Below are 26,240 nucleotides of genomic sequence, written 5' to 3' on the forward strand. Positions count from 1 at the left end.
AGGCTATGACTATACCGTAATCCGCTGCAGGAAAGCGCTGTAACGGCTGCGTTTTGAGATTAATTCGACGTGGGTTCCCTGTTCGACCACGGTGCCGCTTTCCATAAGGCAAATTTTGTCGAAATGGCGTAGCCCCTGCGGACGATGCGTGACCACGATCATCGTTTTGCCGCGGGCGGCTTCCCGCAGCAGGGTAAGGATCTGCCGTTCGGTGTGGGTGTCCAGCCCTTCCGTCGGCTCGTCGAGCAGCAGTAAAGGGCCGTCGTGCAACAGCGCGCGGGCCAGCCCCAGCCGACGCCGCTCGCCACCCGACAGCTGACGGCCGCCTTCGCCCAGCCAGGCATCGAGGCCTTCAGCGTTAATCAGCGTTGTCAGCCCGACTTTTCGCAGCATGGCGAGCAGCTCGTCGTCATGGCGATGCGGCGCGGCCAGCAATAAATTATCGCGTAACGTGGCGTTAAACAGATACACGCGCTGCGTCACAACGCCGGTAGCCCTGCGTAATGTGGCTTCATCCCACGCGGCCAGCGGACGATCGTTTAACCGGATTTCGCCGTTTGTCGGATCCCATGCGCGGGTGAGCAGCTGAAGCAGCGTGGATTTACCGCAGCCGCTGCTGCCCAGCAGCGCAACGTGTTCACCTTGTGCAATGTCCAGGGAGATCGAGCGCAGCACGGGAAAACCTTCGTTATAGCTGAAGCTGACATCATGCAGCTTTAGTCGGATACCGGCAGGGCTTTTGCCCTGCTCAGCCGGAAAGTTCACGGCCGGATTTTGCAGAATCACTTCATTAACGCGACGGGCAGAGGCGAAGACTTCCCCCAGATGCAGAAAGGCGCCGCCAACCGGAGCCAGGGCTTCGAAGGCCGCCAGCGCGCAAAACAGGAACAGAGCGAGCGTGGCGTCATGAAACAGCGCTGAGGCTGACCAGAGCAGTAAAACGGCCGTCGCGCCGGTAATAATCGTCAGCAATCCCTGCGATAAGCCGGTAAGACGGGCGCGGAAGCGCTGAGCGCCCAGCCAACGCGCTTCCGTGTTATCAAGCCGGGCGCGAAAGCGCTGCACGCCGCCATAAATTCGCATCTCCGCCTGGCTTTGCAGCCATCCCGTCAGCTGGCTACGATACAGGGCGCGCAGGTGCGCCAGCGCTTCGCCTTCTTTCCGTCCCAGGCGGTAAAAGATTGGCGGCAGCAGCAGCAGCGTCGCCAGCATGATACCGCCCAACATCAGCGCCAGCGGCCAGTTCAGCGAGCCGAGCAGAAGCGTTACCGTCACAATCGCGACAAGCGCGCCGAGTAGGGGAGAGAGCAGGCGCAGATAAAGGTGATCGAGCGTATCCACATCGGCTACCAGCCGATTCAGAAGGTCACCCCGCTGGAAACGAGCCAGCGCGCCGGGCGAAAGCGGGATCAATTTATTAAAAGTGAACACGCGTAAATCTTCCAGAATACGAAAAGTACCGTCATGGCTGACCAGCCTTTCCGCATAGCGAGCGACGGTGCGTAAAATTGCGGCGCCTCTTACGCCAGCCGCAGGAAGCATATAGTTAAAACTGTAAAGCCCGGCGGCGCCCGCCAGCGAGCAGGCCGCAAGAAACCAGCCGGAAAGCGTCAGCAATGCGATGCTCGCCAGCAGCGTCACGACCGCCAGCAAAATGCCCAGCATCAGGCGCGGAGCATGCGGGCGCAAAAGCGCAAGCCAGGGTCGGATTAGCTTCATGCCTGCGCCTCCTCAACCAGCGCTTTAAAGGGGCCGGGCCGTTGCAGCAGCTGCGCTTTACTGCCCTGCTGGACGATTTCTCCCGCCTGGAGCAGCCAGACTTCATCCCACTCCGCTAAGCGATCGAGCCGATGGGTAATAAACAACGTGGTCTGATTGAAAGAGGCGGCCAGCAGCGCCCGGTTTACGTGCTCGCCAGCCGGGCCGTCAAGGCTGGCATCAGGCTCGTCGAGCAGCAGCAGTCGACAAGGCTTGTAAAGCGCTCTCGCCACAGCGATGCGCTGCGCCTGCCCTACGGAGAGGGCCGCCGCCTGTTCGCCGACCGCGCTTTCCAGGCCTTCAGGCAGGCGCGCCAGAAACTCGTCCACGCCAGCCAGCTCGCAAACCTGCTGTAACCTGAGCGGATCGCCCTCGCCATGCGCAACAATATTTTCGCGTACGGTCTGCGCAGGTAAATGTGGGTTCTGTCCCACCCAGGCAAGCTGCTGTTGCCACCAGGACGGCAGGATATCACGCAGCTCCGTATCGTTTATTTTCAACGATCCCTGATAGGGCAAATACCCGGCCAGGACGTTCAGCAAAGAGGTTTTGCCCGCGCCGCTTCGCCCAATCAGCGCCACTCTTTTCCCTGCGCTAAGGGTAAAATTGAGCGGCCCGACAAGCTCTATCCCCTCGTGCGTCATAATCCGCAAATCAGCGGCGGTAAGCGTCATACCTTGCTCAACGTTGGGCGTCAGCGTGCCGGATGATGCCTGAAGCCGTTCCGCTGTCAGGAATTTTTCCAGCGCGTCAGCGGCGCCTGTAGCCTGCGCTTTGGCATGATAAAACGTGCCCAGCTCTCTGAGCGGTTGAAAAAATTCCGGCGCAAGGATAAGCGACAGAAAGCCGGCAAAAAGCGTGATGCCGGTGCCGTAATGGCCGAAGTTCAGCTCGCCGAGGTAGGAAAAACCAAAATAGACCGCCACCACTGCTACAGAAACGGCAGCAAAAAACTCCAGTACGGCGGAGGAGAGAAAGGCCAGCCGCAGTACTTCCATGGTTCGTTGACGAAAGCTGGCCGAAGCGGTGCGAATACGATCGGTTTCCGCGTCGGCCTGATTAAACAACCGCAGCGTTTCCATGCCCTGAAGGCGGTCGAGAAAATAGCCGCCGAGCCGTGCAAGGGCCTGAAAATTACGCCGGTTAGCGTCAGCCGCGCCCATGCCGGCCAGCGCCATAAACAGCGGAATAAGCGGGGCCGTCAGCAGCAGGATCAGCGCTGCCACCCAGTTTACGGGAAACAGAACAGCAAGGATCAGGCAGGGGATGAGCGCGGCCAGCAGCGTTTGCGGCAAATAACGCGCGTAGTAATCCTGAAGGTTATCAATTTGCTCCAGCAAAAGCGTGGTCCAGCTTCCGACAGCCTGACCCTGGATAACGGCGGGGCCAGCCTTAGTCAGCTTGTCCAGAATATCGCGGCGCAGTTTCTCCCGGATGGCCCGGCCCGAAGCGAACCCGGCCAGCTCACGCAGCCACAGCAATACGCCGCGCAGCACAAAACAGGAAAGCAGCAGAATAAATTGCGGAAGAAGCGCATCGCGAGAAAGATGATCAACGATCAGCCCTTGCAGCAGGGTAGCCAATACCCAGGCCTGGTAAACAATAAGCAGCGCGCCGACCATGCCGATTAGCAGCGATAGTCTGAACCAGAAATTGCCGCAGATACGCTGTTTTTTTAGCCAGGAAAGGAGCTGTTGCTGTCGGAATTTATCCATGCTGTACCAATATGCCGCGCGTTGGGGCAGGTAAAATTGCAATGCCATGCCCTTAGTAAGGGTAATCGCGAGCAATGGTACAGCGCAGAAAATAAAAAGGCGACCTTAACAGGTCGCCTTTACCGAGATCGCATCAAAGCAGTAACGATTACTGAGATTCTTTAACTAAACCATCCAGATAGCGTTCCGCATCCAGCGCGGCCATACAGCCGGTGCCGGCAGAGGTAATCGCCTGACGATAGGTATGATCCATAACGTCACCTGCGGCGAACACGCCCGGAATGCTGGTTTGCGTTGCATTACCGTGCAGGCCTGACTGCACTTTGATGTAGCCGTTTTCCAGATCCAGCTGATCTTTAAAAATCGCCGTATTCGGGCTGTGGCCGATAGCGACAAACAGACCGGCAACGCTCAGTTCCTGCTGCGACTCGTCCAGCGTGGAGCGCAGGCGCAGCGAGCTGACGCCCATCTGATCGCCCATGACCTCGTCCAGCGTCTGGTTGGTATGCAGCACGATATTGCCGTTACGCACTTTTTCCATCAGGCGATCGATAAGGATTTTCTCTGCGCGGAAGCTGTCGCGACGGTGGATCAGATGCACTTCCGACGCAATATTCGCCAGATACAGCGCTTCTTCTACGGCCGTATTGCCGCCGCCGATCACGGCTACCTTCTGATTACGGTAGAAAAAGCCGTCACAGGTTGCGCAGGCTGAAACGCCGCGGCCTTTAAACGCTTCTTCAGAAGGCAGGCCAAGGTAGCGAGCGGAGGCGCCGGTAGCAATAATCAACGCATCTGCCGTGTATTCACCGCTGTCGCCGATCAAACGGAAAGGGCGATGCTGTAAATCAACGCTGTGAATATGATCGAAGATAATTTCAGTATTAAATTTTACCGCATGTTCATGCATACGTTCCATCAGACCCGGACCGGTCAGATCGTGCGGGTCGCCGGGCCAGTTTTCCACATCCGTGGTGGTGGTCAGCTGGCCGCCTTTTTCAAGCCCGGTGATCAGCACGGGGTTGAGATTAGCGCGCGCTGCGTAAACAGCCGCCGTGTATCCAGCGGGGCCGGAACCTAAGATAAGTAATTTACTGTGTCTGGCCGTGCTCATGAGACCCTCATTATTTAGCTGCCAACTATGTTGCGATTGTAGGGAATTTAGGTCGGCAACAAAAGCGTTCTGCGATTTTGTTAGCGATGGTTGCAAAAGGTTTAACCGATTTCCCTTAGGGAGCAACGGCACCACTGCGCCAAAGCAGGGCGAAACGCGCTGTAAAATGGTGCAATGAGTAAATTTTTTCATTATAAAACAGTCATGCAGCGCAACATCTGGCATGTTGTACTGATTTTGGTTGTTTTACTTTGACAATCGGCTGTGCTTTTGCGAAAACAGTGGGGGAAGCAGAGGACATTTGAGCTTACAAGACAGATTTTTCCTGTTTTGGGACATCCGGCTCAATAAACTCAGTCTGTCATTGGTCATGACGCATGGTGTGGACAGACAACATGCGTCATACGGATGGGCGTGATAACACCGCAACAGGCTCCAGACTTCACTTAGAACAACCCTGCGATAATGATTTCGTTCAGGGTGTGGCAGGCAAAGGGAAGGCATTAAGAGAGACAATAATAATGGTAGACAATAAAAAACGGCCTGGAAAAGATCTCGACAGAATCGATCGTAATATCCTTAACGAACTGCAAAAGGATGGACGTATCTCTAACGTCGAGCTTTCCAAACGCGTAGGTTTATCACCTACACCATGCCTTGAGCGCGTTCGTCGTCTTGAAAGACAGGGGTTTATCCTTGGCTATACCGCCCAGCTGAATCCGCACTATCTGGATGCCTCGCTGCTGGTATTTGTTGAGATTACTCTGAATCGTGGCGCGCCCGACGTGTTTGAACAATTTAACGCCGCAGTGCAAAAACTTGAGGAAACTCAAGAGTGTCACCTCGTTTCAGGCGATTTCGACTACCTGTTGAAAACGCGCGTGCCGGATATGTCCGCCTACCGTAAATTGCTGGGTGAAACCCTGCTGCGCCTGCCTGGCGTAAACGATACGCGGACCTATGTGGTCATGGAAGAAGTGAAACAAAGTAACCGCTTAGTCATTAAGACGCGGTAACACAGGGCAGGTGCAAAACCTGATAGGTTTCGGTACACTCCTGTGAATTCATACAGTTTCAGCGTCGGGCCTGCCCGACGCTGTTGCCTCCATTGTTTACAGGCACCTGGAGAGTACTCTTGAGCCAGGAATATACAGAAGATAAAGATGTTTCTCTACAGTCGCTGAGCAGCGGTCGTCGCCTGCTTGAAGCGTTACTGATTGTTGTGGCGCTTTTTGCCGTCTATTTGATGGTGGCGCTGTTGAGCTTTAACCCCTCCGATCCCAGCTGGTCGCAAACCGCCTGGCATGAACCCATCCATAATTTGGGCGGCGGCATTGGCGCATGGCTGGCAGATACGCTGTTCTTCATTTTTGGCGTGATGGCCTACGCCATTCCTGCGGTTATCCTCGGACTATGCTGGATCACCTTCCGCCAGCGGCATTCGCAGGATTACATTGATTACTTTGCGGTGGCGCTGCGCCTGATCGGCGTACTGGCGCTCGTGGTCACATCCTGCGGCCTGGCGGCGCTAAACGCTGACGATATCTGGTATTTTGCTTCCGGCGGCGTAATTGGCAGCCTGCTCAGCAATGCGATGGCGCCATGGTTTAACGCCGCAGGCGGCACCCTGACGCTGCTGTGCGTGTGGGCGGCCGGTCTGACGCTTTATACCGGCTGGTCCTGGCTGACCATCGCTGAAAAAATTGGCGCGGCTGTCATGGGCGTACTGACTTTCGCCAGCGGGCGTTCGCGCAGTGACGAATACAGATATGACGATTATGACGATGAAGAAGAGCCGGATGAAAAACCGGTTCCGAAGCAGCGTGCCCGCTACGATGATGAAGACGATATCCTGCTGGCAGTGCCGGCAACGGCCGAAGAGGACGACAACGATCCGCTGCTGAGCAAGCCTGCGGCAGCCCCGACGGCGGCCGCTGCCGCTGCACAGACGGTTCCCACGGTAGCACCTGTGGCGCCGGTAGCGTCCGCAGCTACCGCAACGCCGGCTTCCACAGTTACTGTAGCGCCCGGGAGCGCTCAGCAACAGGCCGAGCCTGCTGCACAGGTTTCCACGCCGTCAGCAGCGGCAGAGCCTGAACTTTATCGCTTCGAGATGCCGGCGGAAACGCCTGCGCCATCGGTTCCTGTCGCTGATGAAGATGATGCTCCCCGCATGGGCAACTGGCGGGAAGCGGATGCCTCACCTTTCGATTTCTCTACGACGCAGCCGGCTCAGCCGCAGCAGGTCGCACAGGATCTGGCCAGCGCGGCGCAGTCTGCCGCCGCCCCCACAGCGTTTATGCCAGGCTTCAGCGCCACCAGCGAGGCGGCTCCGGCTAATCCGCAGGTCAAGCAGGGTATTGGCCCCGCTTTGCCGCGGCCGAATCCGGTTAAGCTGCCGACGCGTCGCGAGCTGGCTTCCTATGGTATTAAGCTGCCTTCGCAGCGTATAGCGGAAGAAAAAGCGAAAGAAGAGGAGCAGCGTCTTCAGGCTTCTGCGCCAACAGGGGCGGAAGAGCCGGGCCAGGATGAAAGCCATCTGCGCGACGCTTTTGCCGCTCAGCAGCAGGCGCGTTACGCTGCGCCTGATAGCGCAGCAAACAGCGCGCCTGTAGCAGAAAGCGCTGAGGAAGATGAAGAGGAAGCGCGTCATCAGGCCGAGCTTGCCCGTCAGTTTGCCGGACAGCAAAGCCAGCGTTATGGACAGCCGCAGCAAAGCGCACCTGCCTCCACGTTGGATACCGGTGGCGCATTTGATTTCTCGCCTAAAGAAGATTTGGTTGATGATGGCGCAGGCGAACCGCTGTTTACGCTGCCGCCTGAAAATCAACAGAGCAGGCCCGCTGCGCAGTGGCAGCAGCACAGCCAGCCTCAGGAACCTGTAAAACAGGCTGCACCAACGTGGCAGTCAGCCGCTCAGGAGCCCGTACAACCTGCCGCGCCAGCATGGCAGCCAGCCGCTCAGGAGCCCGTACAACCTGCCGCGCCAGCATGGCAGTCAGCCGCTCAGGAGCCCGTACAACCGGCCGCGCCAGCATGGCAGTCAGCCGCTCAGGAGCCCGTACAACCGGCCGCGCCAGCGTGGCAGCCAGCCGCTCAGGAGCCTGCGCAACCGGCCACGCCAGCATGGCAGCCAGCCGCTCAGGAGTCTGCACAACCGGCGGCGCCAGCGTGGCAGCCAGCGGCTCAGGAGCCTGCACAACCGGCTGCGCCAGCATGGCAGCCAGCCGCTCAGGAGTCTGCACAACCGGCTGCGCCAGCGTGGCAGCCAGCGGCTCAGGAGCCTGCACAACCGGCCGCACCAGCATGGCAGCCAGCGGCTCAGGAGCCGGTACGCCAGGCTGAACAAATCCAGCCGGAAGTCAAGCCACAGGATAGCCTGTTCCATCCATTCCTGGTGCGTCATGAGCAGCCGCTTGAGAAACCAACCACGCCGCTGCCTACCCTGGATCTACTGACGGCACCGCCAGCGGAAGCCGAACCCGTCGATATGTTTGCTCTTGAGCAGACTGCCCGCCTGGTGGAAGCCCGCCTGGCCGACTATCGGGTTAAAGCCGAGGTGGTTGGTATCTCTCCAGGGCCGGTTATTACCCGCTTTGAACTGGATCTTGCGCCTGGCGTGAAGGCCGCGCGTATTTCCAATCTGTCGCGCGACCTGGCCCGCTCGCTTTCTGCCGTAGCGGTTCGTGTGGTGGAGGTGATCCCCGGCAAGCCTTACGTTGGACTGGAGCTGCCAAACAAGCATCGCCAGACCGTTTATATGCGTGAAGTGCTTGAATGCGATAAGTTCCGCGACAATCCGTCGCCGCTATCGGTGGTGTTAGGAAAAGATATCGCAGGCCAGCCGGTGGTGGCCGATCTGGCGAAAATGCCGCACCTGCTGGTCGCCGGTACAACTGGTTCCGGTAAGTCCGTTGGCGTTAACGCCATGATTATTAGCATGCTTTATAAAGCCACGCCGGAAGAAGTGCGCTTTATTATGATCGACCCGAAAATGCTTGAGCTGTCGGTCTATGAAGGCATCCCGCATCTGTTGACCGAAGTGGTCACGGATATGAAAGATGCCGCCAACGCGCTGCGCTGGAGCGTCGGCGAAATGGAGCGTCGCTATAAGCTGATGTCGGCGCTGGGCGTGCGTAACCTGGCGGGTTATAACGAAAAAGTTAAGCTGGCGGAAGAGATGGGGCGGCCTATTCCCGATCCGTTCTGGAAGCCGGGCGACAGTATGGAAACATCGCCGCCGATGCTCGAAAAACTACCTTACATCGTAGTGCTGGTGGATGAGTTCGCCGATCTGATGATGGCCGTGGGTAAAAAGGTGGAGGAGCTGATTGCGCGTCTGGCGCAGAAAGCGCGTGCCGCCGGTATTCACCTGGTGCTGGCGACGCAGCGTCCGTCGGTGGATGTGATCACCGGCCTGATTAAGGCTAACATCCCAACCCGCATCGCGTTCACGGTTTCCAGCAAGATCGACTCGCGCACCATTCTTGATCAGGGTGGCGCGGAATCGCTGTTGGGCATGGGCGATATGCTTTATATGCCGCCGAACTCTTCAATGCCGGTGCGCGTACATGGCGCCTTTGTGCGGGATGAAGAAGTTCACGCCGTGGTACAAGACTGGAAGGCGCGTGGTCGTCCGCAATATATCGAAAGCATTACCGCTGGCGAAGAGAGCGAAAGCGCGTCGCTGGGGCTGGATGGCGATGAAGAGCTCGACCCGCTGTTCGACCAGGCGGTCGCCTTCGTGGTAGAAAAGCGTCGTGCGTCTATTTCCGGCGTGCAGCGGCAGTTCCGTATCGGTTACAACCGTGCAGCCCGTATCATTGAACAGATGGAGGCGCAAAGTATCGTGTCGCCGCCTGGCCATAACGGCAACCGCGAGGTGCTTTCGCCACCGCCGCACGAGATGTAATATTTTGTCAAAAGCAGCGGGTCGGTTATACCGACCCGTTGAATTTCAGCGCTTTGTCCCCATCTCCGATCTATCGCAATCAGCTTATTCCCCTGTTGCTTTCTTTGCTGCCTGGCTACAGTTAAGCCTGCCCGCTAATCGGGATACAAAAGTTTCAATAAGGATGTCGTAAATGAAAAAACTCACTATCACATGCTGTCTGCTTGCTACTTTTGCCTCTGCCAGCGCTATGGCGGACGCTTCTTCCGACCTGCAGCAGCGTCTGGATAAAGTCACCAGTTTTCACGCCAGCTTCCAGCAAAAAGTCACCGACGGCAGCGGCCAGTCCGTGCAGGATGGCGAAGGCGAGCTGTGGGTTAAACGTCCCGATCTTTTCAACTGGCATATGACCGCGCCGGACGAAAGCATCCTGATCTCGGATGGCAAAACGCTGTGGTTCTATAATCCCTTTGTCGAGCAGGTCAGCGCGACATGGCTGAAAGACGCCACCAGCAATACGCCGTTTATGCTGATTGCCCGCAACCAGCGCAGCGACTGGAAGCAGTACAACATCAAACAGCTTGGCGATAACTTCGAGCTGACGCCAAAATCAGCCGATGGCAACCTGAAGCAGTTTACGATTAACGTCTCCGCCAGCGGCACCATCAATCAGTTCAGCGCCGTTGAACAGGACGGGCAGCGCAGCAGCTATACGCTGAAAAGCCAGCAGAACACCGCGGTCAGCCCCGACAAATTCCGTTTTACGCCGCCCAAGGGCGTGACGGTGGACGATCAACGTCAGTGAGGTCAGCGTGAGCACACTCTCTCTGGATTTCTCTCATAACGAGTTTCAGCCTCTGGCCGCGCGTATGCGGCCACGCACGCTGGCGGAATATATCGGTCAGCAGCATCTGCTGGCGGCGGGGAAGCCGCTGCCGCGGGCCATTGAGGCAGGGCACCTGCACTCAATGATCCTTTGGGGGCCGCCAGGTACCGGCAAAACCACGCTGGCAGAAATCATTGGTCGCTACGGTCAGGCGGATGTCGAACGCATTTCTGCCGTCACTTCAGGCGTAAAAGAGATCCGTGAGGCCATTGAACGTGCGCGGCAGAACCGCAATGCCGGACGTCGCACTATCCTGTTTGTCGATGAAGTGCATCGCTTTAATAAAAGCCAGCAGGACGCCTTTCTCCCGCATATTGAAGACGGCACTATTACCTTTATTGGCGCTACGACGGAAAACCCTTCTTTCGAGCTCAATTCCGCTCTGCTTTCCAGGGCGCGCGTCTACCTGTTGAAGTCTCTGACCGTTGAAGATATAGAAAGCGTGCTGGATCAGGCGATGCAAGACAGCGAGCGGGGCTACGGCAAGCAAAACATCGTGCTGCCTGATGCTACGCGCAGAATGATTGCGGAGCTGGTCAACGGCGACGCTCGCCGCTCATTAAATACCCTGGAAATGATGGCCGATATGGCCGAGGTCAGCGACAAAGGCGAGCGTCTGCTAACGCCGCAGCTGCTTAACGAAGTTTCCGGTGAACGTAGCGCCAGGTTCGATAATAAAGGCGATCGCTTTTACGATCTGATCTCCGCCCTGCACAAATCGGTGCGCGGCTCTGCGCCCGATGCTGCGCTTTACTGGTATGCCCGTATTATTACGGCAGGCGGCGATCCGCTTTATGTGGCCCGTCGCCTGCTGGCTATCGCCTCCGAAGACGTGGGCAACGCCGATCCGCGTGGCATGCAGGTGGCTATTTCCGCCTGGGACTGCTTTACGCGTGTAGGGCCGGCCGAAGGCGAAAGGGCTATTGCTCAGGCGATTGTTTATCTTGCCTGCGCGCCGAAAAGCAATGCCGTTTATACCGCCTTTAAGGCAGCGATGCGCGACGCGCGCGATCGGCCAGATTACGATGTGCCTGACCATCTGCGTAACGCGCCTACAAAGCTGATGAAAGAGATGGGGTTGGGCGCCGAATACCGCTATGCGCATGACGAACCCGGCGCCTACGCTGCGGGGGAGAACTATTTCCCGGGGGAAATGGCGCAGACGCGCTATTATCAGCCGACCTCGCGCGGGCTGGAAGGAAAGATTGGCGAAAAGCTGGCCTGGCTTGCTGAACAGGATCAAAATAGCCCGACAAAACGCTATCGTTGATCCGGGCGTTGCGGTAAGGTTAGCAAGGAATTCAATGCATTCGCCTGGCGAATGCGCCCACTTTTTTTACTGATCACAGGACAAGCATGCTCGATCCCAATCTGCTGCGTAATGAGCCAGACGCAGTCGCTGAAAAACTGGCACGCCGGGGCTATAAGCTGGACGTTGAAACGCTGCGCTCGCAGGAAGAGCGCCGCAAAGTTCTGCAGGTCGAAACCGAAACGCTGCAGGCTGAACGTAACTCCCGATCCAAATCTATCGGGCAGGCCAAAGCGCGTGGGGAAGATATCGAGCCGTTACGTCAGGAAGTGAACGCGCTGGGCGAACGCCTGGATGCGGCCAAAGCGGAACTGGATGCGTTACAGAACGAAATTCGTGATGTCGCTTTAGCGATCCCCAATATTCCCGTTGACGAAGTGCCGCTGGGCAAAGACGACAGCGAGAATCAGGAAGTCAGCCGCTGGGGCGAGCCGCGCAAATATGATTTTGCCGTGCGTGACCACGTCGAGCTGGGCGAAATGGCCGCCGGTCTGGATTTTGCCGCCGCTGCCAAACTGACCGGTTCGCGCTTTGTGGTAATGAAAGGGCAAATTGCGCTGATGCATCGTGCGCTCAGCCAGTTCATGCTCGATCTGCATACCGAACAGCATGGCTATCTGGAAACTTACGTCCCTTATCTGGTTAACCACGCCACGCTTTACGGAACGGGCCAGCTGCCGAAGTTCGGCGAAGATCTTTTCCATACTCGTCCGCTGGATGAGGAAGCCTCGGCCAGCGATTATGCGCTGATCCCTACCGCAGAAGTGCCGCTGACCAACCTGGTCCGTGATGAAATTCTGGAAGAAGAGTCGCTGCCGTTGAAACTGACCGCGCATACGCCTTGCTTCCGCTCTGAAGCTGGCGCCTACGGTCGTGATACGCGCGGGCTGATCCGCATGCACCAGTTCGACAAGGTTGAAATGGTGCAGATCACGCGGCCGGAAGACTCCATGCAGGCGCTTGAAGAGCTGGTAGGCCATGCGGAGAAGGTGCTGCAGCTGTTGGAGCTGCCTTACCGCAAGGTGCTGCTGTGCACCGGCGATATGGGCTTCGGTTCATGCAAAACTTACGATCTGGAAGTTTGGCTGCCCGCGCAGGATACCTACCGTGAAATCTCTTCCTGTTCCAATATGGGCGATTTCCAGGCTCGTCGTATGCAGGCGCGCTGCCGTAGCAAAACGGAGAAAAAACCGCGTCTGGTGCACACGCTCAATGGCTCTGGCCTGGCGGTAGGCCGCACCCTGGTTGCCGTTCTGGAAAACTATCAGCAGGCAGACGGCCGAATTCAGGTGCCGGAAGCGCTGCGTCCTTATATGAAAGGCCTTGAGTTTATCGGCTAATCTTCGGGACAGCTAAAAAACCTGTGGTTCATACCCACAGGTTTTTTTTGCCTGCGGTTTTAGCAGCCCTTAACCATGCAGGCTATCCAGCAATAAATATCATCGATAAATAAACCCGTTTTCGTTATTAGCTATTCATTATCAAAGGGTTAAACAGGTATGGGTTGCCTTTTAATCAGTGCTTACAGAGCTGCGGATAAAAAATTTAAATCACCGCACGGCAAATTGTGCGGTGCCCCAAAACGCCCCGTTGACAATAATTCGGCCAGTGGCATTATGCGCGCAAAATCTTCCTTTATTTTGGTCATTTCTGACTATGTCTACCTGGTCCCGTCCCGTTATTGTGCTGCTTTGCGGCCTGCTGCTGCTGACTATCGCCATCGCCGTGCTCAACACATTGGTGCCGCTCTGGCTTACTCATGAGGCTCTGCCTACCTGGCAGGTCGGCACGGTCAGCTCCGCTTATTTTACGGGAAACCTGATCGGCACCCTGATAGCTGGCTGGCTAATCAAGCGACTGGGCTTTAATCGCGCTTACTACATTGCTACCGCGCTGTTTGCCCTGGCTACGGCCGCGCTGGGCTTCGAACACGGTTTCTGGGCATGGTCCGTCTGGCGTTTCGTCGCGGGTATCGGCTGCGCTCTGATATGGGTAGTGGTTGAAAGCGCCTTATTGTGCAGCGGCACCTTGCGTAATCGTGGTCAGCTGCTGGCGGCCTATATGATTGTCTATTATGTGGCGACGGTGATTGGTCAGCTGCTGGTCAGCAAGGTGTCAACGGAACTGCTGCATACTCTGCCCTGGGTAACCGGTTTTATCGTAGCGGCTATTCTGCCGCTGGTCTTTACCCGGATTACCGCCAGCGGCGAGGGAGAAGAAGCTCCTGCCGGGCGCATGTGGTCTATGCTGCGTCGACGCAGCGCACGCCTGGGGATCAACGGCTGCATTATTTCCGGGATCCTGCTGGGATCGCTGTACGGCCTGATGCCGCTGTATCTTTCCCATCAGGGAATGAACGACTCCGCCGTCGGCTACTGGATGGCGCTGTTGGTCAGCGCCGGCATTATCGGACAGTGGCCGGTAGGGCGCCTGGCCGATCGCTATGGGCGGCTGCTGGTGCTGCGCGTGCTGGTGTTTGGCGTCATCCTGGGCGCGGTAGCGATGCTCAGCAATGCGGCTATGGCACCCGCGCTCTTTGTGCTGGGTTGTTCAGGCTTTACGCTTTACCCTGTCGCGATGTCCTGGGCCTGCGAAAAAGTGGCGCATCATGAGCTGGTGGCGATGAATCAGGCGCTGCTGCTGAGCTATACCACCGGTAGCCTTGCAGGACCGGCGCTGACCTCAATGTTGATGCAGAGCTATTCTGACCGTGTACTGTTTGTAATGATTGCGGGCGTGGCGTTGGTTTATCTGATGATGCTGCTGCGCAAGGCCGATCGTCATGCCACGCCGATCGCACATGCCTGATGGGCGAAAAGTAAAATAACGAGCGGGTCTCCGCTCGTTAATACATCACTTTATGCCCGTATCCTTCGAGGATATGTTTGACCCGCTCCATCGTCTCTTTTTTGGGAGGATGGACGCCGTCCAGCTTATACTCCTCACCCATTGCCAGCCACTTGTGTTTACCCAGCTCGTGATAGGGTAACAGCTCTATTTTCTCGACGTTGCCCATGTCGCGGGTAAATTCGCCCAGCCTGTGTGCGGAGTCATCATCATCGGAATAACCGGGGACAACCACATAGCGTATCCAGGTACGGATATTCTTTTTGGCCAGATATCGGGCAAAATCCAGCGTGCGATGGTTAGAGACGCCGACGAGGATTTGGTGAACATCATCATTGATTTGCTTGAGATCCAGCATCACCAGATCGGTTACTTCCAGCAGTTCATCAATAACCGGATCGTAGCGGCGAACAAAGCCGTTGGTATCCAGACAGGTATGAATGCCTTCTGCATGACAGGCGCGAAACCAGTCGCGGACAAACTCAGCCTGCAGGATAGCTTCACCGCCCGAAGCGGTAACGCCGCCGCCTGATGCGTTCATAAAATGACGATAGGTGACAACTTCTTTCATCAGCTCTTCCACCGTAACCTCTTTACCGCCGTGCGTATCCCAGGTATCCCGGTTATGGCAGTAGAGGCAGCGCATCAGGCAGCCCTGAAAAAAGGTGATAAAGCGGATGCCGGGGCCGTCAACGGTCCCGCAGGATTCGAACGAGTGGATACGACCTTTAACTGACATTGCGGTGAATTCTCCATAGTCATGCCGCTTGTAGCGGCTGCGCAGTCTGAAGCTGCGTTAAGTCTGTTTTGCCAGCCGCCTGCGAAGAAGAGGGCTGGCAAAGCAGGCTGGGCTCCGGCGAACCGGAGCCCTGAGGCTTACATCGTTTGCGTAAAGGTACGGGTAATCACATCCTGCTGCTGCTCTTTGGTCAGCGAGTTAAAACGCACCGCATAACCCGAAACGCGAATGGTCAGCTGAGGATATTTCTCAGGATTATCCATCGCTTCCAGCAGCATTTCGCGATTCATCACGTTAACGTTCAGGTGCTGACCGCCCTCAATGCTGGATTCATGATGGAAATAACCATCCATCAGACCGGCAAGGTTGGCTTTACGTACATCGTCATCTTTACCTAACGCGTTTGGCACGATAGAGAAAGTGTAGGAGATGCCGTCTTTAGCGTAGGCAAATGGCAGCTTCGCAACGGAGGTAAGCGAAGCCACAGCGCCTTTCTGATCGCGGCCGTGCATTGGGTTAGCGCCTGGGCCAAAAGGTGCACCGGCACGGCGACCGTCTGGCGTGTTGCCGGTTTTCTTACCGTATACCACGTTAGAGGTGATAGTCAGCACTGACTGAGTCGGGACAGCATCGCGATAAGTTTGCAGCTGCTGAATTTTCTTCATAAAGCGTTCAACAAGGTCACAGGCAATATTATCTACGCGTGAGTCATTGTTGCCGAACTGCGGATATTCACCTTCAATTTTGAAATCAACGGCCAGCCCATCTTCGTCGCGAATAGGGGAAACTTTGGCATATTTGATCGCGGAAAGTGAATCAGCAGCGACGGACAGACCGGCAATACCGCAGGCCATGGTGCGATAAACATCGCGATCGTGCAGCGCCATCAGCGAAGCTTCGTAGCTATATTTGTCGTGCATATAGTGAATGATATTCAGCGCGGTAACGTACTGTTTCGCCAGCCAGTCCATGAAGTGATCCATGCGATCCAGCACTTTTTCATATTCCAGCACGTCGTCCATCATCGGCGGATCTTTTGGGCCTACCTGCATTTTAAGTTTTTCATCCATGCCGCCGTTGATAGCGTAAAGCATGGTTTTAGCGAGGTTGGCGCGGGCACCGAAGAACTGCATCTGCTTGCCGACGATCATCGGGCTGACGCAACAGGCGATAGCATAATCGTCGTTGTTGAAGTCAGGACGCATCAGATCGTCGTTTTCGTACTGAACGGATGAAGTATCGATTGAAACCTTGGCCGCAAATTTCTTGAAGTTCAGCGGCAGTTTTTCAGACCACAGGATGGTCATGTTTGGCTCTGGCGAAGGACCCATAGTGTACAGGGTATTCAGGAAGCGGAAGCTGTTTTTGGTTACCAGCGTACGGCCGTCAACGCCCATACCGGCCAGCGATTCCGTTGCCCAGATTGGGTCGCCGGAGAACAGCTCATCGTATTCAGGCGTACGCAGGAAGCGCACCATACGCAGCTTCATCACCAGGTGGTCAATCAGTTCCTGTGCATCCTGCTCGGTGATTTTGCCCGCCTGCAGATCGCGTTCAATGTAGATATCCAGGAAGGTGGATACGCGACCAAAAGACATTGCCGCGCCATTTTGCGATTTAACGGCGGCCAGGTAGCCAAAGTAGGTCCACTGCACGGCTTCCTGCGCCGTTGTGGCCGGGCCGGAAATATCACAGCCGTATTTGGCAGCCATTTCTTTAATCTGCTGCAGCGCGCGATGCTGGTCGGCGATCTCTTCACGCAGACGGATTGTCGCTTCAAGATTGACGCCATTTTCAAGATCGCTTTGCAGCGAGGCAAACTGGGCGAATTTATCTTTCATCAGCGCATCAATGCCGTAAAGCGCAACGCGACGGTAGTCGCCAATGATGCGGCCGCGGCCGTAGGCATCTGGCAAACCGGTAAGCACGCCGGACTTACGGCAGCGCAGAATATCCGGCGTATAAACATCGAATACGCCCTGGTTATGCGTTTTGCGGTACTCGGTAAAGACTTTTTTCAGGCCGGCGTCCAGCTCGCGTCCGTAAACTTTACAGGAGCCTTCCACCATCTTAATGCCGCCAAAAGGGATCAGCGCGCGTTTCAGCGGCGCTTCAGTCTGTAAGCCGACAATGGTTTCCAGTTTGCGGTCAATATAGCCAGCGTCATGGGAGGTAATAGTAGAGGCTAAATCGGTATCGAAATCGACCGGCGCGTGGGTGCGGTTTTCGAGCTTGATGCCCTCCATTACCTTATCCCACAGCTTAGTGGTCGCTTCAGTTGCGCCGCTCAGGAAGGATTCATCACCTTCATAAGGCGTATAGTTTTTCTGAATGAAGTCACGGACGTTGATGCTGTTCTGCCATTCGCCCTCTGCAAAGCCTGCCCAGGCAGCAGCCTGGTTTACATTTTGCTCGCTCATGTGATCACCTTTTCAATGAAGTTCTTTCGTTCCTGCTGCAGCACAGCAGGGCTTAATCCTGTTGTCGGCAATCAGTGATGATCGCCGTCCCGCAAATAGATAACCCAGTAGGTCAGGCCGACCAGCAATCCACCGCCAATAATGTTGCCAAGCGTCACGGGGATAAGATTGTCAACAATGAAGTTGCCTACTGTCAGACTGGAAAAGTGTGCTGCCGTGGTTCCCGTGGCCTGCCAGAACTCCGGTGCGGCGAAATCTTTAATAACGATCGCCATGGGGATAAGGAACATGTTGGCGATACTGTGCTCAAAACCACTGGCGACAAACATCGCTACGGGCAGCACCATCGACAGCATTTTGTCCGTCAGGCTGCGGCCGGAATAGCTCATCCAGACCGCCATGCAAACCATCAGGTTAGCGAGGGTGCCGAGGCAGACAGCTTCAATAAAAGTATGGTGCATCTTATGGTCAGCCGTTTGCAGAACATTTAACCCCCATGCACCATTTGCCACCATATACTGGCCGGCAAACCAGATCAGCCCGACAAAAAACATCGCGCCGAAGAAATTCCCTATATAGACATTGAGCCAGTTGCGCGCCAGCTGACCCCAGGTAATCCGTCCGCTGGCTTTAGCCACCATGGTTAACACGGTCGAGGTGAAAAGGTCGGCACCGCAGACCACGACCAGCATCAGCCCCAGCGAAAAGCAGATGCCGCCAATAAGCTTCGCTACGCCATAAGGGATAGTTTCAGTCCCTGTTGTGGCCGTGATATAAAAAACAAACGCGATGGAAATAAAAACGCCTGCGGTAATCGCCAAAAAAAACGTGGTGAAGGGGTGCTTTTGAGCTTTATAGACACCGGCTTCCTCAGCGACTTTAGCCATTTCAGACGGTAAAAGTAAATCGAACGGATTGCCAGCTTTCACACTAACGTCTCCTGAAGTTTATCAACAACGAAATACTAACAAAGCAGTATAGGTGAGAAATTGATGTGGATCATATTGACGCCGGACATTGTCGGAACGAGTTAAAAAAAAGGCGTGTAAGGTGGGTTAATTTATTGATTTTATTATTTAAAATTTATTTTAATTTATCTATTATTTTTTAAATAGCATCTGCTTTTCTGGTTAACAACTGCAATAAAATAGATCCCGAATAAATAAATTTTTTAATACCTGGAAATAAATAAACTACTTTTTATTAACCTTAAGAAAAATTAATGGATTAATTGGCGTTAAAACTGGCCCTGATAAAAGGCCCGCTTTTGTCGAGCGGGCCAAAAATATTATTTCCAGTAACGGCGTTTCGCCTGCTGCAGCTTTTCATAGGCAGCCAGCAGCGACTGATGAGCCGGGAAGGCCAGCAGCTCTTCATCCACGCTCTGCAACCCGTAGAAAGGCGCTTCACCGCTAATGGCGGCAGATGCCGCGTCTACGGCTTCCTGTCCATACATACGTACGAAAGCAGTATGATACTGCACAGGATCGCGTTCATCCTCAAGGCTCAACAGCAGCAGCGTTTGCAGACAGCGATAGTAGTTGGCGCGGGCGGGTGAAAACAGGGAGGCATTAAACTCCATAGTCCATTCCGTCCAGATCAGCGCCTGATCGATATCGCCGCCTGCCAGGGCCAGCATCGCTTTCAGCTCGCCGATACGCAGCGTGTACCAGCCGTTGTCTTTGCCTGTCGCCAGGCCCAGCAGCTCGCGTACGCGGGTAAAGTCGTCATGGCCGTCTTCGTCCAGGCGTTCAATCAGCGCCAGGTAATCCTCTTTTTCCCACTGGCTGTCGGGCAGTGATAACAGCGTATCGCGCAGGTAAGCGCCCATGCTGTTATTAGCCAGCAGCAAATCTTCCGCAGGATAGATATCTGACATGCCTGGCACGATGATACGGCAGGCATACACGTCCAGATGCTGATAGTCAGCAATATAGACTTCTTTATCTTCCGCTTTAAAGATGGCCATCAGCGTGGCGAATTCTTCCTGCGTGGTGCCGGCAAAGCTCCAGTCGACAAAAGGATAATCCGCCTCGTCCTTGAACATATCCCAGGAGATCAGACCGCTGGAATCGATAAAGTGCGTTTCCAGATTAGCGTGCTCGGCGACTTCTTCATCATCAAAGGTTGGCGGCGTAAAGACATCCAAATCTTTCAGCCCGCGTCCCTGCAGCAGTTCTGTCACGGTACGCTCCAGCGCCACGCCAAAATCAGGATGCGCGCCGAATGAAGCAAAACAGGTACCGTTTTGCGGGTTGAAGAGCACCACGCAAATAACCGGATAGTTGCCGCCCAGTGAAGCGTCGTAAGCAAAGATTGGGAAGCCTTCAGCTTCCAGTTTAGCAATGGACTCCACTACGCCCGGATAGCGGTTAAGCACCTCCTGCGGGATGGCCGGCAGACTGATAGATTCGGCGATAATGCGGTTTTTGATATAGCGCTCGAAGACTTCAGAAAGGCCCTGAACGCGCGCTTCGTTGGCCGTGTTGCCTGCCGACATGCCGTTAGAGACGTAGAGGTTACCGATGATGTTCATCGGAATATAAACCGTTTGCCCATCGGACTGACGCGTGAACGGCAGGCCGCAGATGCCGCGTGCGGCATTGCCGGACTGCAGATCGATCAAATCGCTGGCGCTAAGTGCCTGCTCAGGATCGTAAAACGCCTTCAGTCGCGCATCAAGAATGCCTTCCGGCAGGCTGTCGTCATCCGGCAGCGGAAACCATTTTTCGTCAGGATAATGCACGAAATCGCCGTTGGCGATCGCGTTACCTAACCAAAAATCAGCAAAGAAATAGTTGGTCGACAGACGCTCAAAATATTCACCCAATGCCGAAGCCAGCGCCGCTTTTTTGCTGGCGCCTTTACCGTTGGTGAAGCAGAGCGGGCAGTCGCGGTCGCGAATATGGACCGACCATACATGAGGAACCGGATTCAGCCAGGAGGCCTCTTCAATATGGAAGCCAAAATCCTGTAATTTTTGCTGAAAGCGTGCGATGGAATCTTCCAGTGCGGCGTCTTTGCCTGGAATATAAGTTTGCGTCATAGTGCCCACTCGTTTTTGGGTTGTGCCGAAAACGCGCCATGATACGGGGTTTCCCGACCATTCGCTATCCGACGAACTGTTTTACCCGGCTATTGTGGCATTTTTGCCTGCGCAGATCGGCCATAAAAAAAGCTAACCGGAAGACGCCTCACAAAATATCGTGGTCACTATATTTCACGCTACAAGCTGTTGCGGCGCAGGCCGCATAACTGGTCGGCTGACCCGATTAAACATTGCAGCGCCAGGGTGGCAATGATAAAACCGGTAGCAGACTCGAAATCGATTGATCTGAAAGTGGTGAGGGGAAATGAGCCAGGTTTTCAATTTTAGCTCCGGTCCAGCAATGCTGCCGGTAGAAGTGCTACGTCGTGCCGAACAGGAACTCTGCAACTGGCAGGGTTCAGGAACTTCCGTGATGGAGATCAGCCACCGCAGCAAGGAATTTACGCAGGTGGCCGTGGAAGCGGAAAAAGATTTTCGCGATCTGCTGAAAATCCCCTCAAATTACAAAGTATTATTCTGTCACGGCGGCGCGCGCGCGCAGTTTGCTGCCGTTCCGATGAACCTGTTGGGCAGCCAGAGTACGGCAGACTATGCCGACGGCGGCTACTGGGCGCACAGCGCGATTAAAGAGGCGGAAAAATACTGTACGCCTAACGTCATCGACGTGAAAACAACCGTTGACGGGCTGCGCGCTATTACGCCTATGAGCCAATGGGCGCTTTCAGATGAAGCAGCCTATGTTCACTATTGTCCAAATGAAACCATTGACGGTGTTGCTATTAATGAAGAGCCGGACTTCGGCGATAAGATTGCTGTGGCCGATCTCTCTTCCACTATTCTTTCCCGTCCGTTGGATATTAACCGCTATGGCGTCCTTTATGCCGGTGCGCAGAAGAACATTGGGCCGGCTGGCCTGACGCTGGTGGTCGTACGTGAAGATCTGCTGGGCAAAGCCCAGAAAGCGCTGCCGTCAATCCTGGATTACACGGTATTAAACGAAAACGACTCCATGTTTAACACGCCGCCGACTTTTGCATGGTATCTTTCCGGCCTGGTCTTTAAATGGCTGAAAGAACAGGGCGGCGTAGCGGAGATGGACAAGCGGAATCAGGCTAAAGCCGATCTGCTTTACGGTATCATTGATAACAGTGATTTTTACCGTAACGATGTGGCTCACGTTAATCGCTCGCGCATGAATGTGCCTTTCCAGCTGGCTGATGCAGCGTTGGATAAGGTTTTCCTCGAAGAATCATTCGCGGCTGGCCTGCATGCGTTAAAAGGTCATCGTGCCGTAGGCGGAATGCGCGCTTCAATTTACAATGCTATGCCGCTGGCAGGCGTTAAAGCGCTAACCGAATTTATGACTGATTTTGAACGTCGTCACGGTTAATTAGCCGGTACGGTTTTGATAGTAAAACCTCGCCCGGTGCGGGGTTTTGTTGCATTTTATCTGGAGAAGAAGTCTCACATGCAGGAATCCCTGACTTTACAACCCGTCGCGCGAGTAGAAGGTACCATTAACCTACCTGGTTCCAAAAGCGTCTCAAATCGCGCTTTGCTGCTCGCTGCGCTGGCAAAAGGCACTACTCGTCTGACCAACCTTCTGGACAGTGATGACGTGCGTCATATGCTGAACGCGCTAAAAGCGCTGGGCGTAAGCTTTACGCTTTCTGAAGACCGCACAGAGTGTGAAGTGACTGGTCAGGGCGGCCCTCTGCAGTCGACGCAGCCGCTGGAGCTTTTTTTAGGCAATGCCGGGACGGCGATGCGCCCGCTGGCCGCCGCGCTTTGCCTGGGTTCTAACGATATTGTGCTGACCGGAGAGCCGCGGATGAAAGAGCGTCCGATTGGTCATCTGGTCGATGCGTTGCGCCAGGGCGGCGCGCAGATCGACTATCTTGAACAGACGGATTATCCGCCGCTGCATATCAAAGGCGGCTTCAGCGGGGGCGAAGTGGCCGTCGACGGTAGCGTCTCCAGCCAGTTCCTGACCGCGCTGCTGATGACCGCGCCGCTGGCTCCACAAAACACGACCATTGCCATTAAGGGCGAGCTGGTTTCAAAACCTTATATCGATATTACCCTGAACCTGATGCAGACCTTTGGCGTCACGGTAGAAAACGATAATTACGCTGTATTTCGTATCAGGGGCAACCAGAACTATACCTCGCCAGGCGATTATCTGGTGGAAGGCGATGCCTCTTCCGCCTCCTATTTCCTCGCAGCGGCCGCAGTCAAAGGCGGTACGGTTAAAGTCACCGGTATCGGTCGAAAAAGTATGCAGGGCGACATTCATTTTGCCGACGTGCTGGAAAAAATGGGCGCGGTTATTGAATGGGGCGACGACTATATCGCCTGCACGCGCGGCGAACTGAACGCTATCGATCTGGATATGAACCATATTCCGGACGCGGCGATGACTATCGCCACAGCGGCGCTGTTTGCCAAAGGCACTACGGTAATGCGTAATATCTACAACTGGCGCGTGAAAGAAACCGATCGTCTTGCGGCAATGGCGACCGAGCTGCGTAAAGTTGGTGCTGAAGTCGAAGAAGGGCATGACTATATTCGCATCACGCCGCCTGAAACTATTCAGTATGCTGAAATCGGCACCTACAACGATCACCGTATGGCGATGTGCTTCTCGCTGGTGGCCTTGTCTGCTACGCCAGTGACCATTCTCGATCCGAAATGCACGGCCAAGACCTTCCCGGATTATTTCGAGCAGTTTGCACGTCTCAGCCAGCCGGCATAACGAACGCCCCCGCTGCATAGCTGTGCAGCGGGTTGCGATCTGCTTCACGCTCCTGGCATTGGTTTCCTGGGAAATCCTTTTGCGGCTCTCGATTAATTTCAGCCCGTCTACGCTTAAGGGGTAACGATCGTCAGTAGAGCAGCGTATAATATGCGGCGTTATTTGCCTGAGCAGGTTAAGCAGGCATTCCACCAACAGGAGAACGACATGACGCCTATAGCCCAGGTGATCACCATTGATGGTCCAGGCGGAGCCGGTAAAGGGACCTTGTGCAAGGCAATGGCTGAGGCATTAAACTGGCATCTGTTGGATTCAGGCGCTATTTATCGCGTGCTGGCGCTGGCCGCGTTACACCATCAGGTAGACATGACTTCTGAAGAGGCGCTGGTCCCTATCGCGGCGCATCTGGATGTTCGCTTTGTGCCCAGCGATGGCGAGATGGAAGTCATCCTTGAGGGCGAAAACGTCTCAAGCGAAATTCGCACTCAGGATGTCAGCAATACGGCTTCGAAAGTCGCCGCTTTCCCGCGCGTACGTGAAGCGCTGCTGCGCCGTCAGCGGGGATTCCGGGAAGCACCAGGCCTTATTGCGGACGGAAGAGATATGGGTACGGTGGTTTTTCCGGACGCCCAGGTAAAGATTTTTCTGGATGCCAGCCCTGAAGAGCGTGCGCATCGCCGTATGCTACAGTTGCAGGAGAAGGGCTTTAGTGTTAACTTTGAACGCCTTTTATCTGAGATAAAAGAGCGTGACGATCGCGATCGCAACCGTGCTATCGCACCGTTAAGACCGGCAGAAGACGCGTTAGTGCTGGATTCAACCAGCATGTCAATCGAGCAGGTGATTGAAACTGCTCTGAATTATGCGCGCGAAAAACTTTCTCTGCCGCAGTAGCATCGCAGAACCGATTTTTTTAACCCTTTGATATGGATATCACAGGGCATGTGAAACAACCCCACCCGGCAGGATGTCAGGTGGACGTTAAATTGAAGAATCCTGAAGATTATCAATATGACTGAATCTTTTGCTCAACTATTTGAAGAATCCTTAAAAACAATCGAAACCCGCCCGGGTTCCATCGTTCGTGGCGTTGTTGTCTCTATCGACAAAGACGTAGTTCTGGTTGATGCGGGTCTGAAATCTGAATCTGCAATTCCTGCAGAGCAGTTCAAGAACGCAGCCGGCGAACTGGAAATCCAGGTAGGCGACGAAGTTGACGTTGCTCTGGACGCAGTGGAAGACGGCTTCGGTGAAACCCTGCTGTCCCGTGAGAAAGCTAAGCGTCATGAAGCCTGGATCACGCTGGAAAAAGCTTACGAAGATGCTGAAACTGTTACCGGTGTTATCAACGGCAAAGTGAAAGGTGGCTTCACAGTTGAGCTGAACGGTATTCGTGCGTTCCTGCCAGGTTCCCTGGTTGATGTTCGTCCAGTACGCGACACGCTGCACCTGGAAGGCAAAGAGCTTGAATTCAAAGTAATCAAGCTGGATCAGAAACGTAACAACGTGGTGGTTTCACGTCGTGCGGTTATCGAATCCGAAAACAGCGCAGAGCGCGATCAGCTGCTGGAAAACCTGCAGGAAGGCATGGAAGTTAAAGGTATCGTTAAGAACCTCACTGACTACGGTGCATTCGTTGATCTGGGCGGCGTTGACGGCCTGCTGCACATCACTGACATGGCCTGGAAACGCGTTAAGCACCCAAGCGAAATTGTCAACGTTGGCGACGAAATCACTGTTAAAGTGCTGAAGTTCGACCGCGAACGTACCCGTGTTTCTCTGGGTCTGAAACAGCTGGGCGAAGATCCATGGGTCGCAATCGCTAAGCGTTACCCGGAAGGCACCCGCCTGACTGGTCGTGTAACTAACCTGACCGACTACGGCTGCTTCGTTGAAATCGAAGAAGGCGTTGAAGGCCTGGTGCACGTTTCAGAAATGGACTGGACCAACAAAAACATTCATCCGTCTAAAGTTGTTAACGTGGGCGATGTTGTTGAAGTTATGGTTCTGGACATCGACGAAGAACGTCGTCGTATCTCCCTGGGTCTGAAGCAGTGCAAATCTAACCCATGGCAGCAGTTCGCAGAAACCCACAACAAGGGCGACCGCGTTGAAGGTAAAATCAAGTCAATCACTGACTTCGGTATCTTCATCGGCCTGGACGGCGGCATCGACGGCCTGGTTCACCTGTCTGACATCTCCTGGAACGCTACCGGAGAAGAGGCAGTTCGTGAATACAAGAAAGGCGACGAAATCGCTGCTGTGGTTCTGCAGGTTGACGCAGAGCGCGAGCGTATCTCCCTGGGCGTTAAGCAGCTGGCAGAAGATCCGTTCAACAACTACATCTCTCTGAACAAGAAAGGTGCCATTGTTAACGGTAAAGTAACTGCAGTTGACGCTAAAGGTGCTACAGTTGAACTGGCAGACGGCGTTGAGGGTTACCTGCGCGCTTCTGAAGCTTCAATCGACCGTGTAGAAGACGCTACGCTGGTTCTGAACGTTGGCGACGACGTTGAAGCTAAGTTCACTGGCGTGGATCGCAAAAACCGCGTAGTGAGCCTGTCTGTTCGTGCTAAAGACCAGGCTGACGAGAAAGAAGCTATCAATACTGTTAACACCAAACAGGAAGAAGGCAACTTCTCTAACGCTATGGCTGAAGCATTTAAAGCAGCTAAAGGCGAGTAATTGCGTTTGCATCAGGGCGGCTTAAGCTGCCCTGAACCAGCCGTGATTGCCAAAGCTTTTTCCAACAGGGAT

17 protein-coding genes are annotated in these 26,240 nt (G+C 54.8%); 10 read left to right on the forward strand and 7 right to left on the reverse strand.

From position 1 onward, the window contains the following. Positions 1-9: 9 nt before the first annotated feature. From cydC to trxB, 3 genes are all read right to left on the reverse strand, one after another. Positions 10-1,719 (reverse strand): cysteine/glutathione ABC transporter ATP-binding protein/permease CydC, encoded by a 1,710-nt coding sequence (gene cydC / locus ACA373_RS00860; protein ID WP_370733867.1) that lies wholly within the window; start codon positions 1,717-1,719, stop codon positions 10-12. Next, positions 1,716-3,473, reverse strand: coding sequence for a cysteine/glutathione ABC transporter permease/ATP-binding protein CydD (gene cydD, locus ACA373_RS00865; RefSeq protein ID WP_370733869.1), 1,758 nt, complete (start codon positions 3,471-3,473; stop codon positions 1,716-1,718). The genes cydC and cydD overlap by 4 nt, the downstream gene beginning before the upstream one ends. A 148-nt stretch (positions 3,474-3,621) precedes the next feature. Beyond that, positions 3,622-4,587: a thioredoxin-disulfide reductase gene (trxB, locus tag ACA373_RS00870; protein ID WP_125288736.1), complete on the reverse strand. Its 966-nt coding sequence runs from the start codon at positions 4,585-4,587 to the stop codon at positions 3,622-3,624. 521 nt (positions 4,588-5,108) lie between these two features. Between trxB and lrp the strand changes: the two genes are divergently transcribed. The 6 genes from lrp (at position 5,109) to ACA373_RS00900 (ending at position 14,481) form a co-directional block, all read left to right on the forward strand. Then, the gene (gene lrp, locus ACA373_RS00875) at positions 5,109-5,603 is read left to right on the forward strand and encodes a leucine-responsive transcriptional regulator Lrp (RefSeq protein ID WP_006118610.1); all 495 of its coding nucleotides are present in this window, start codon (positions 5,109-5,111) and stop codon (positions 5,601-5,603) included. Positions 5,604-5,722: 119 nt separating this feature from the next. Beyond that, complete coding sequence (locus ACA373_RS00880; protein ID WP_370733870.1) at positions 5,723-9,499, forward strand: DNA translocase FtsK 4TM domain-containing protein; 3,777 nt, start codon at positions 5,723-5,725, stop codon at positions 9,497-9,499. Between the two features lie 172 nt (positions 9,500-9,671). Beyond that, positions 9,672-10,283, forward strand: a complete 612-nt coding sequence (lolA, locus tag ACA373_RS00885) for an outer membrane lipoprotein chaperone LolA (protein WP_125288734.1) — start codon at positions 9,672-9,674, stop codon at positions 10,281-10,283. 7 nt (positions 10,284-10,290) lie between these two features. Beyond that, positions 10,291-11,634, forward strand: a complete 1,344-nt coding sequence (locus tag ACA373_RS00890) for a replication-associated recombination protein A (protein ID WP_301729777.1) — start codon at positions 10,291-10,293, stop codon at positions 11,632-11,634. A gap of 86 nt (positions 11,635-11,720) precedes the next feature. After that, complete coding sequence (gene serS / locus ACA373_RS00895) at positions 11,721-13,013, forward strand: serine--tRNA ligase (RefSeq protein ID WP_125288732.1); 1,293 nt, start codon at positions 11,721-11,723, stop codon at positions 13,011-13,013. 316 nt (positions 13,014-13,329) lie between these two features. Continuing rightward, complete coding sequence (locus ACA373_RS00900; RefSeq protein ID WP_253454718.1) at positions 13,330-14,481, forward strand: MFS transporter; 1,152 nt, start codon at positions 13,330-13,332, stop codon at positions 14,479-14,481. A gap of 37 nt (positions 14,482-14,518) precedes the next feature. Here the strand turns inward: ACA373_RS00900 and pflA are convergent, their stop codons facing one another. The 4 genes from pflA to ycaO form a co-directional block, all read right to left on the reverse strand. Further along, on the reverse strand, positions 14,519-15,259 hold the full coding sequence (pflA, locus tag ACA373_RS00905; protein WP_253454716.1) for a pyruvate formate lyase 1-activating protein: 741 nt from the start codon (positions 15,257-15,259) through the stop codon (positions 14,519-14,521). A gap of 137 nt (positions 15,260-15,396) precedes the next feature. Continuing rightward, the gene (gene pflB / locus ACA373_RS00910) at positions 15,397-17,679 is read right to left on the reverse strand and encodes a formate C-acetyltransferase (RefSeq protein ID WP_370733871.1); all 2,283 of its coding nucleotides are present in this window, start codon (positions 17,677-17,679) and stop codon (positions 15,397-15,399) included. Positions 17,680-17,750: 71 nt separating this feature from the next. Beyond that, complete coding sequence (gene focA, locus ACA373_RS00915) at positions 17,751-18,608, reverse strand: formate transporter FocA (protein ID WP_253454714.1); 858 nt, start codon at positions 18,606-18,608, stop codon at positions 17,751-17,753. A 359-nt stretch (positions 18,609-18,967) separates the two neighbouring features. Next, complete coding sequence (gene ycaO / locus ACA373_RS00920) at positions 18,968-20,725, reverse strand: 30S ribosomal protein S12 methylthiotransferase accessory factor YcaO (RefSeq protein ID WP_369894902.1); 1,758 nt, start codon at positions 20,723-20,725, stop codon at positions 18,968-18,970. 307 nt (positions 20,726-21,032) lie between these two features. On the opposite strand from ycaO, the gene serC reads away from it, so the two are divergent. From serC to rpsA, 4 genes are all read left to right on the forward strand, one after another. Beyond that, the gene (gene serC, locus ACA373_RS00925; protein ID WP_370733872.1) at positions 21,033-22,118 is read left to right on the forward strand and encodes a 3-phosphoserine/phosphohydroxythreonine transaminase; all 1,086 of its coding nucleotides are present in this window, start codon (positions 21,033-21,035) and stop codon (positions 22,116-22,118) included. A 78-nt stretch (positions 22,119-22,196) separates the two neighbouring features. Further along, on the forward strand, positions 22,197-23,483 hold the full coding sequence (gene aroA, locus ACA373_RS00930; RefSeq protein ID WP_370733873.1) for a 3-phosphoshikimate 1-carboxyvinyltransferase: 1,287 nt from the start codon (positions 22,197-22,199) through the stop codon (positions 23,481-23,483). A 207-nt stretch (positions 23,484-23,690) separates the two neighbouring features. Further along, complete coding sequence (cmk, locus tag ACA373_RS00935) at positions 23,691-24,377, forward strand: (d)CMP kinase (protein ID WP_125288724.1); 687 nt, start codon at positions 23,691-23,693, stop codon at positions 24,375-24,377. A 117-nt stretch (positions 24,378-24,494) separates the two neighbouring features. Further along, positions 24,495-26,168, forward strand: coding sequence for a 30S ribosomal protein S1 (gene rpsA, locus ACA373_RS00940; protein ID WP_125288723.1), 1,674 nt, complete (start codon positions 24,495-24,497; stop codon positions 26,166-26,168). Positions 26,169-26,240 lie beyond the last annotated feature (72 nt).

Origin of the sequence: Erwinia sp. STN24 (genome assembly GCF_041320675.1) — a bacterium.
In the GTDB taxonomy this organism is placed as follows: Bacteria; Pseudomonadota; Gammaproteobacteria; order Enterobacterales; family Enterobacteriaceae; genus Erwinia; species Erwinia aeris.

Excerpts from the sequence above, each read along its gene's own strand:
- rpsA (WP_125288723.1), top strand. The coding sequence starts at position 24,495 with ATGACTGAATCTTTTGCTCAACTATTTGAAGAATCCTTAAAAACAATC.
- serC (WP_370733872.1), top strand. The coding sequence starts at position 21,033 with ATGAGCCAGGTTTTCAATTTTAGCTCCGGTCCAGCAATGCTGCCGGTA.
- ACA373_RS00900 (WP_253454718.1), top strand. The coding sequence starts at position 13,330 with ATGTCTACCTGGTCCCGTCCCGTTATTGTGCTGCTTTGCGGCCTGCTG.
- ycaO (WP_369894902.1), bottom strand. The coding sequence starts at position 20,725 with ATGACGCAAACTTATATTCCAGGCAAAGACGCCGCACTGGAAGATTCC.
- serS (WP_125288732.1), top strand. The coding sequence starts at position 11,721 with ATGCTCGATCCCAATCTGCTGCGTAATGAGCCAGACGCAGTCGCTGAA.
- pflA (WP_253454716.1), bottom strand. The coding sequence starts at position 15,259 with ATGTCAGTTAAAGGTCGTATCCACTCGTTCGAATCCTGCGGGACCGTT.
- lrp (WP_006118610.1), top strand. The coding sequence starts at position 5,109 with ATGGTAGACAATAAAAAACGGCCTGGAAAAGATCTCGACAGAATCGAT.
- pflB (WP_370733871.1), bottom strand. The coding sequence starts at position 17,679 with ATGAGCGAGCAAAATGTAAACCAGGCTGCTGCCTGGGCAGGCTTTGCA.
- trxB (WP_125288736.1), bottom strand. The coding sequence starts at position 4,587 with ATGAGCACGGCCAGACACAGTAAATTACTTATCTTAGGTTCCGGCCCC.
- cydD (WP_370733869.1), bottom strand. The coding sequence starts at position 3,473 with ATGGATAAATTCCGACAGCAACAGCTCCTTTCCTGGCTAAAAAAACAG.
- aroA (WP_370733873.1), top strand. The coding sequence starts at position 22,197 with ATGCAGGAATCCCTGACTTTACAACCCGTCGCGCGAGTAGAAGGTACC.
- cmk (WP_125288724.1), top strand. The coding sequence starts at position 23,691 with ATGACGCCTATAGCCCAGGTGATCACCATTGATGGTCCAGGCGGAGCC.
- cydC (WP_370733867.1), bottom strand. The coding sequence starts at position 1,719 with ATGAAGCTAATCCGACCCTGGCTTGCGCTTTTGCGCCCGCATGCTCCG.
- lolA (WP_125288734.1), top strand. The coding sequence starts at position 9,672 with ATGAAAAAACTCACTATCACATGCTGTCTGCTTGCTACTTTTGCCTCT.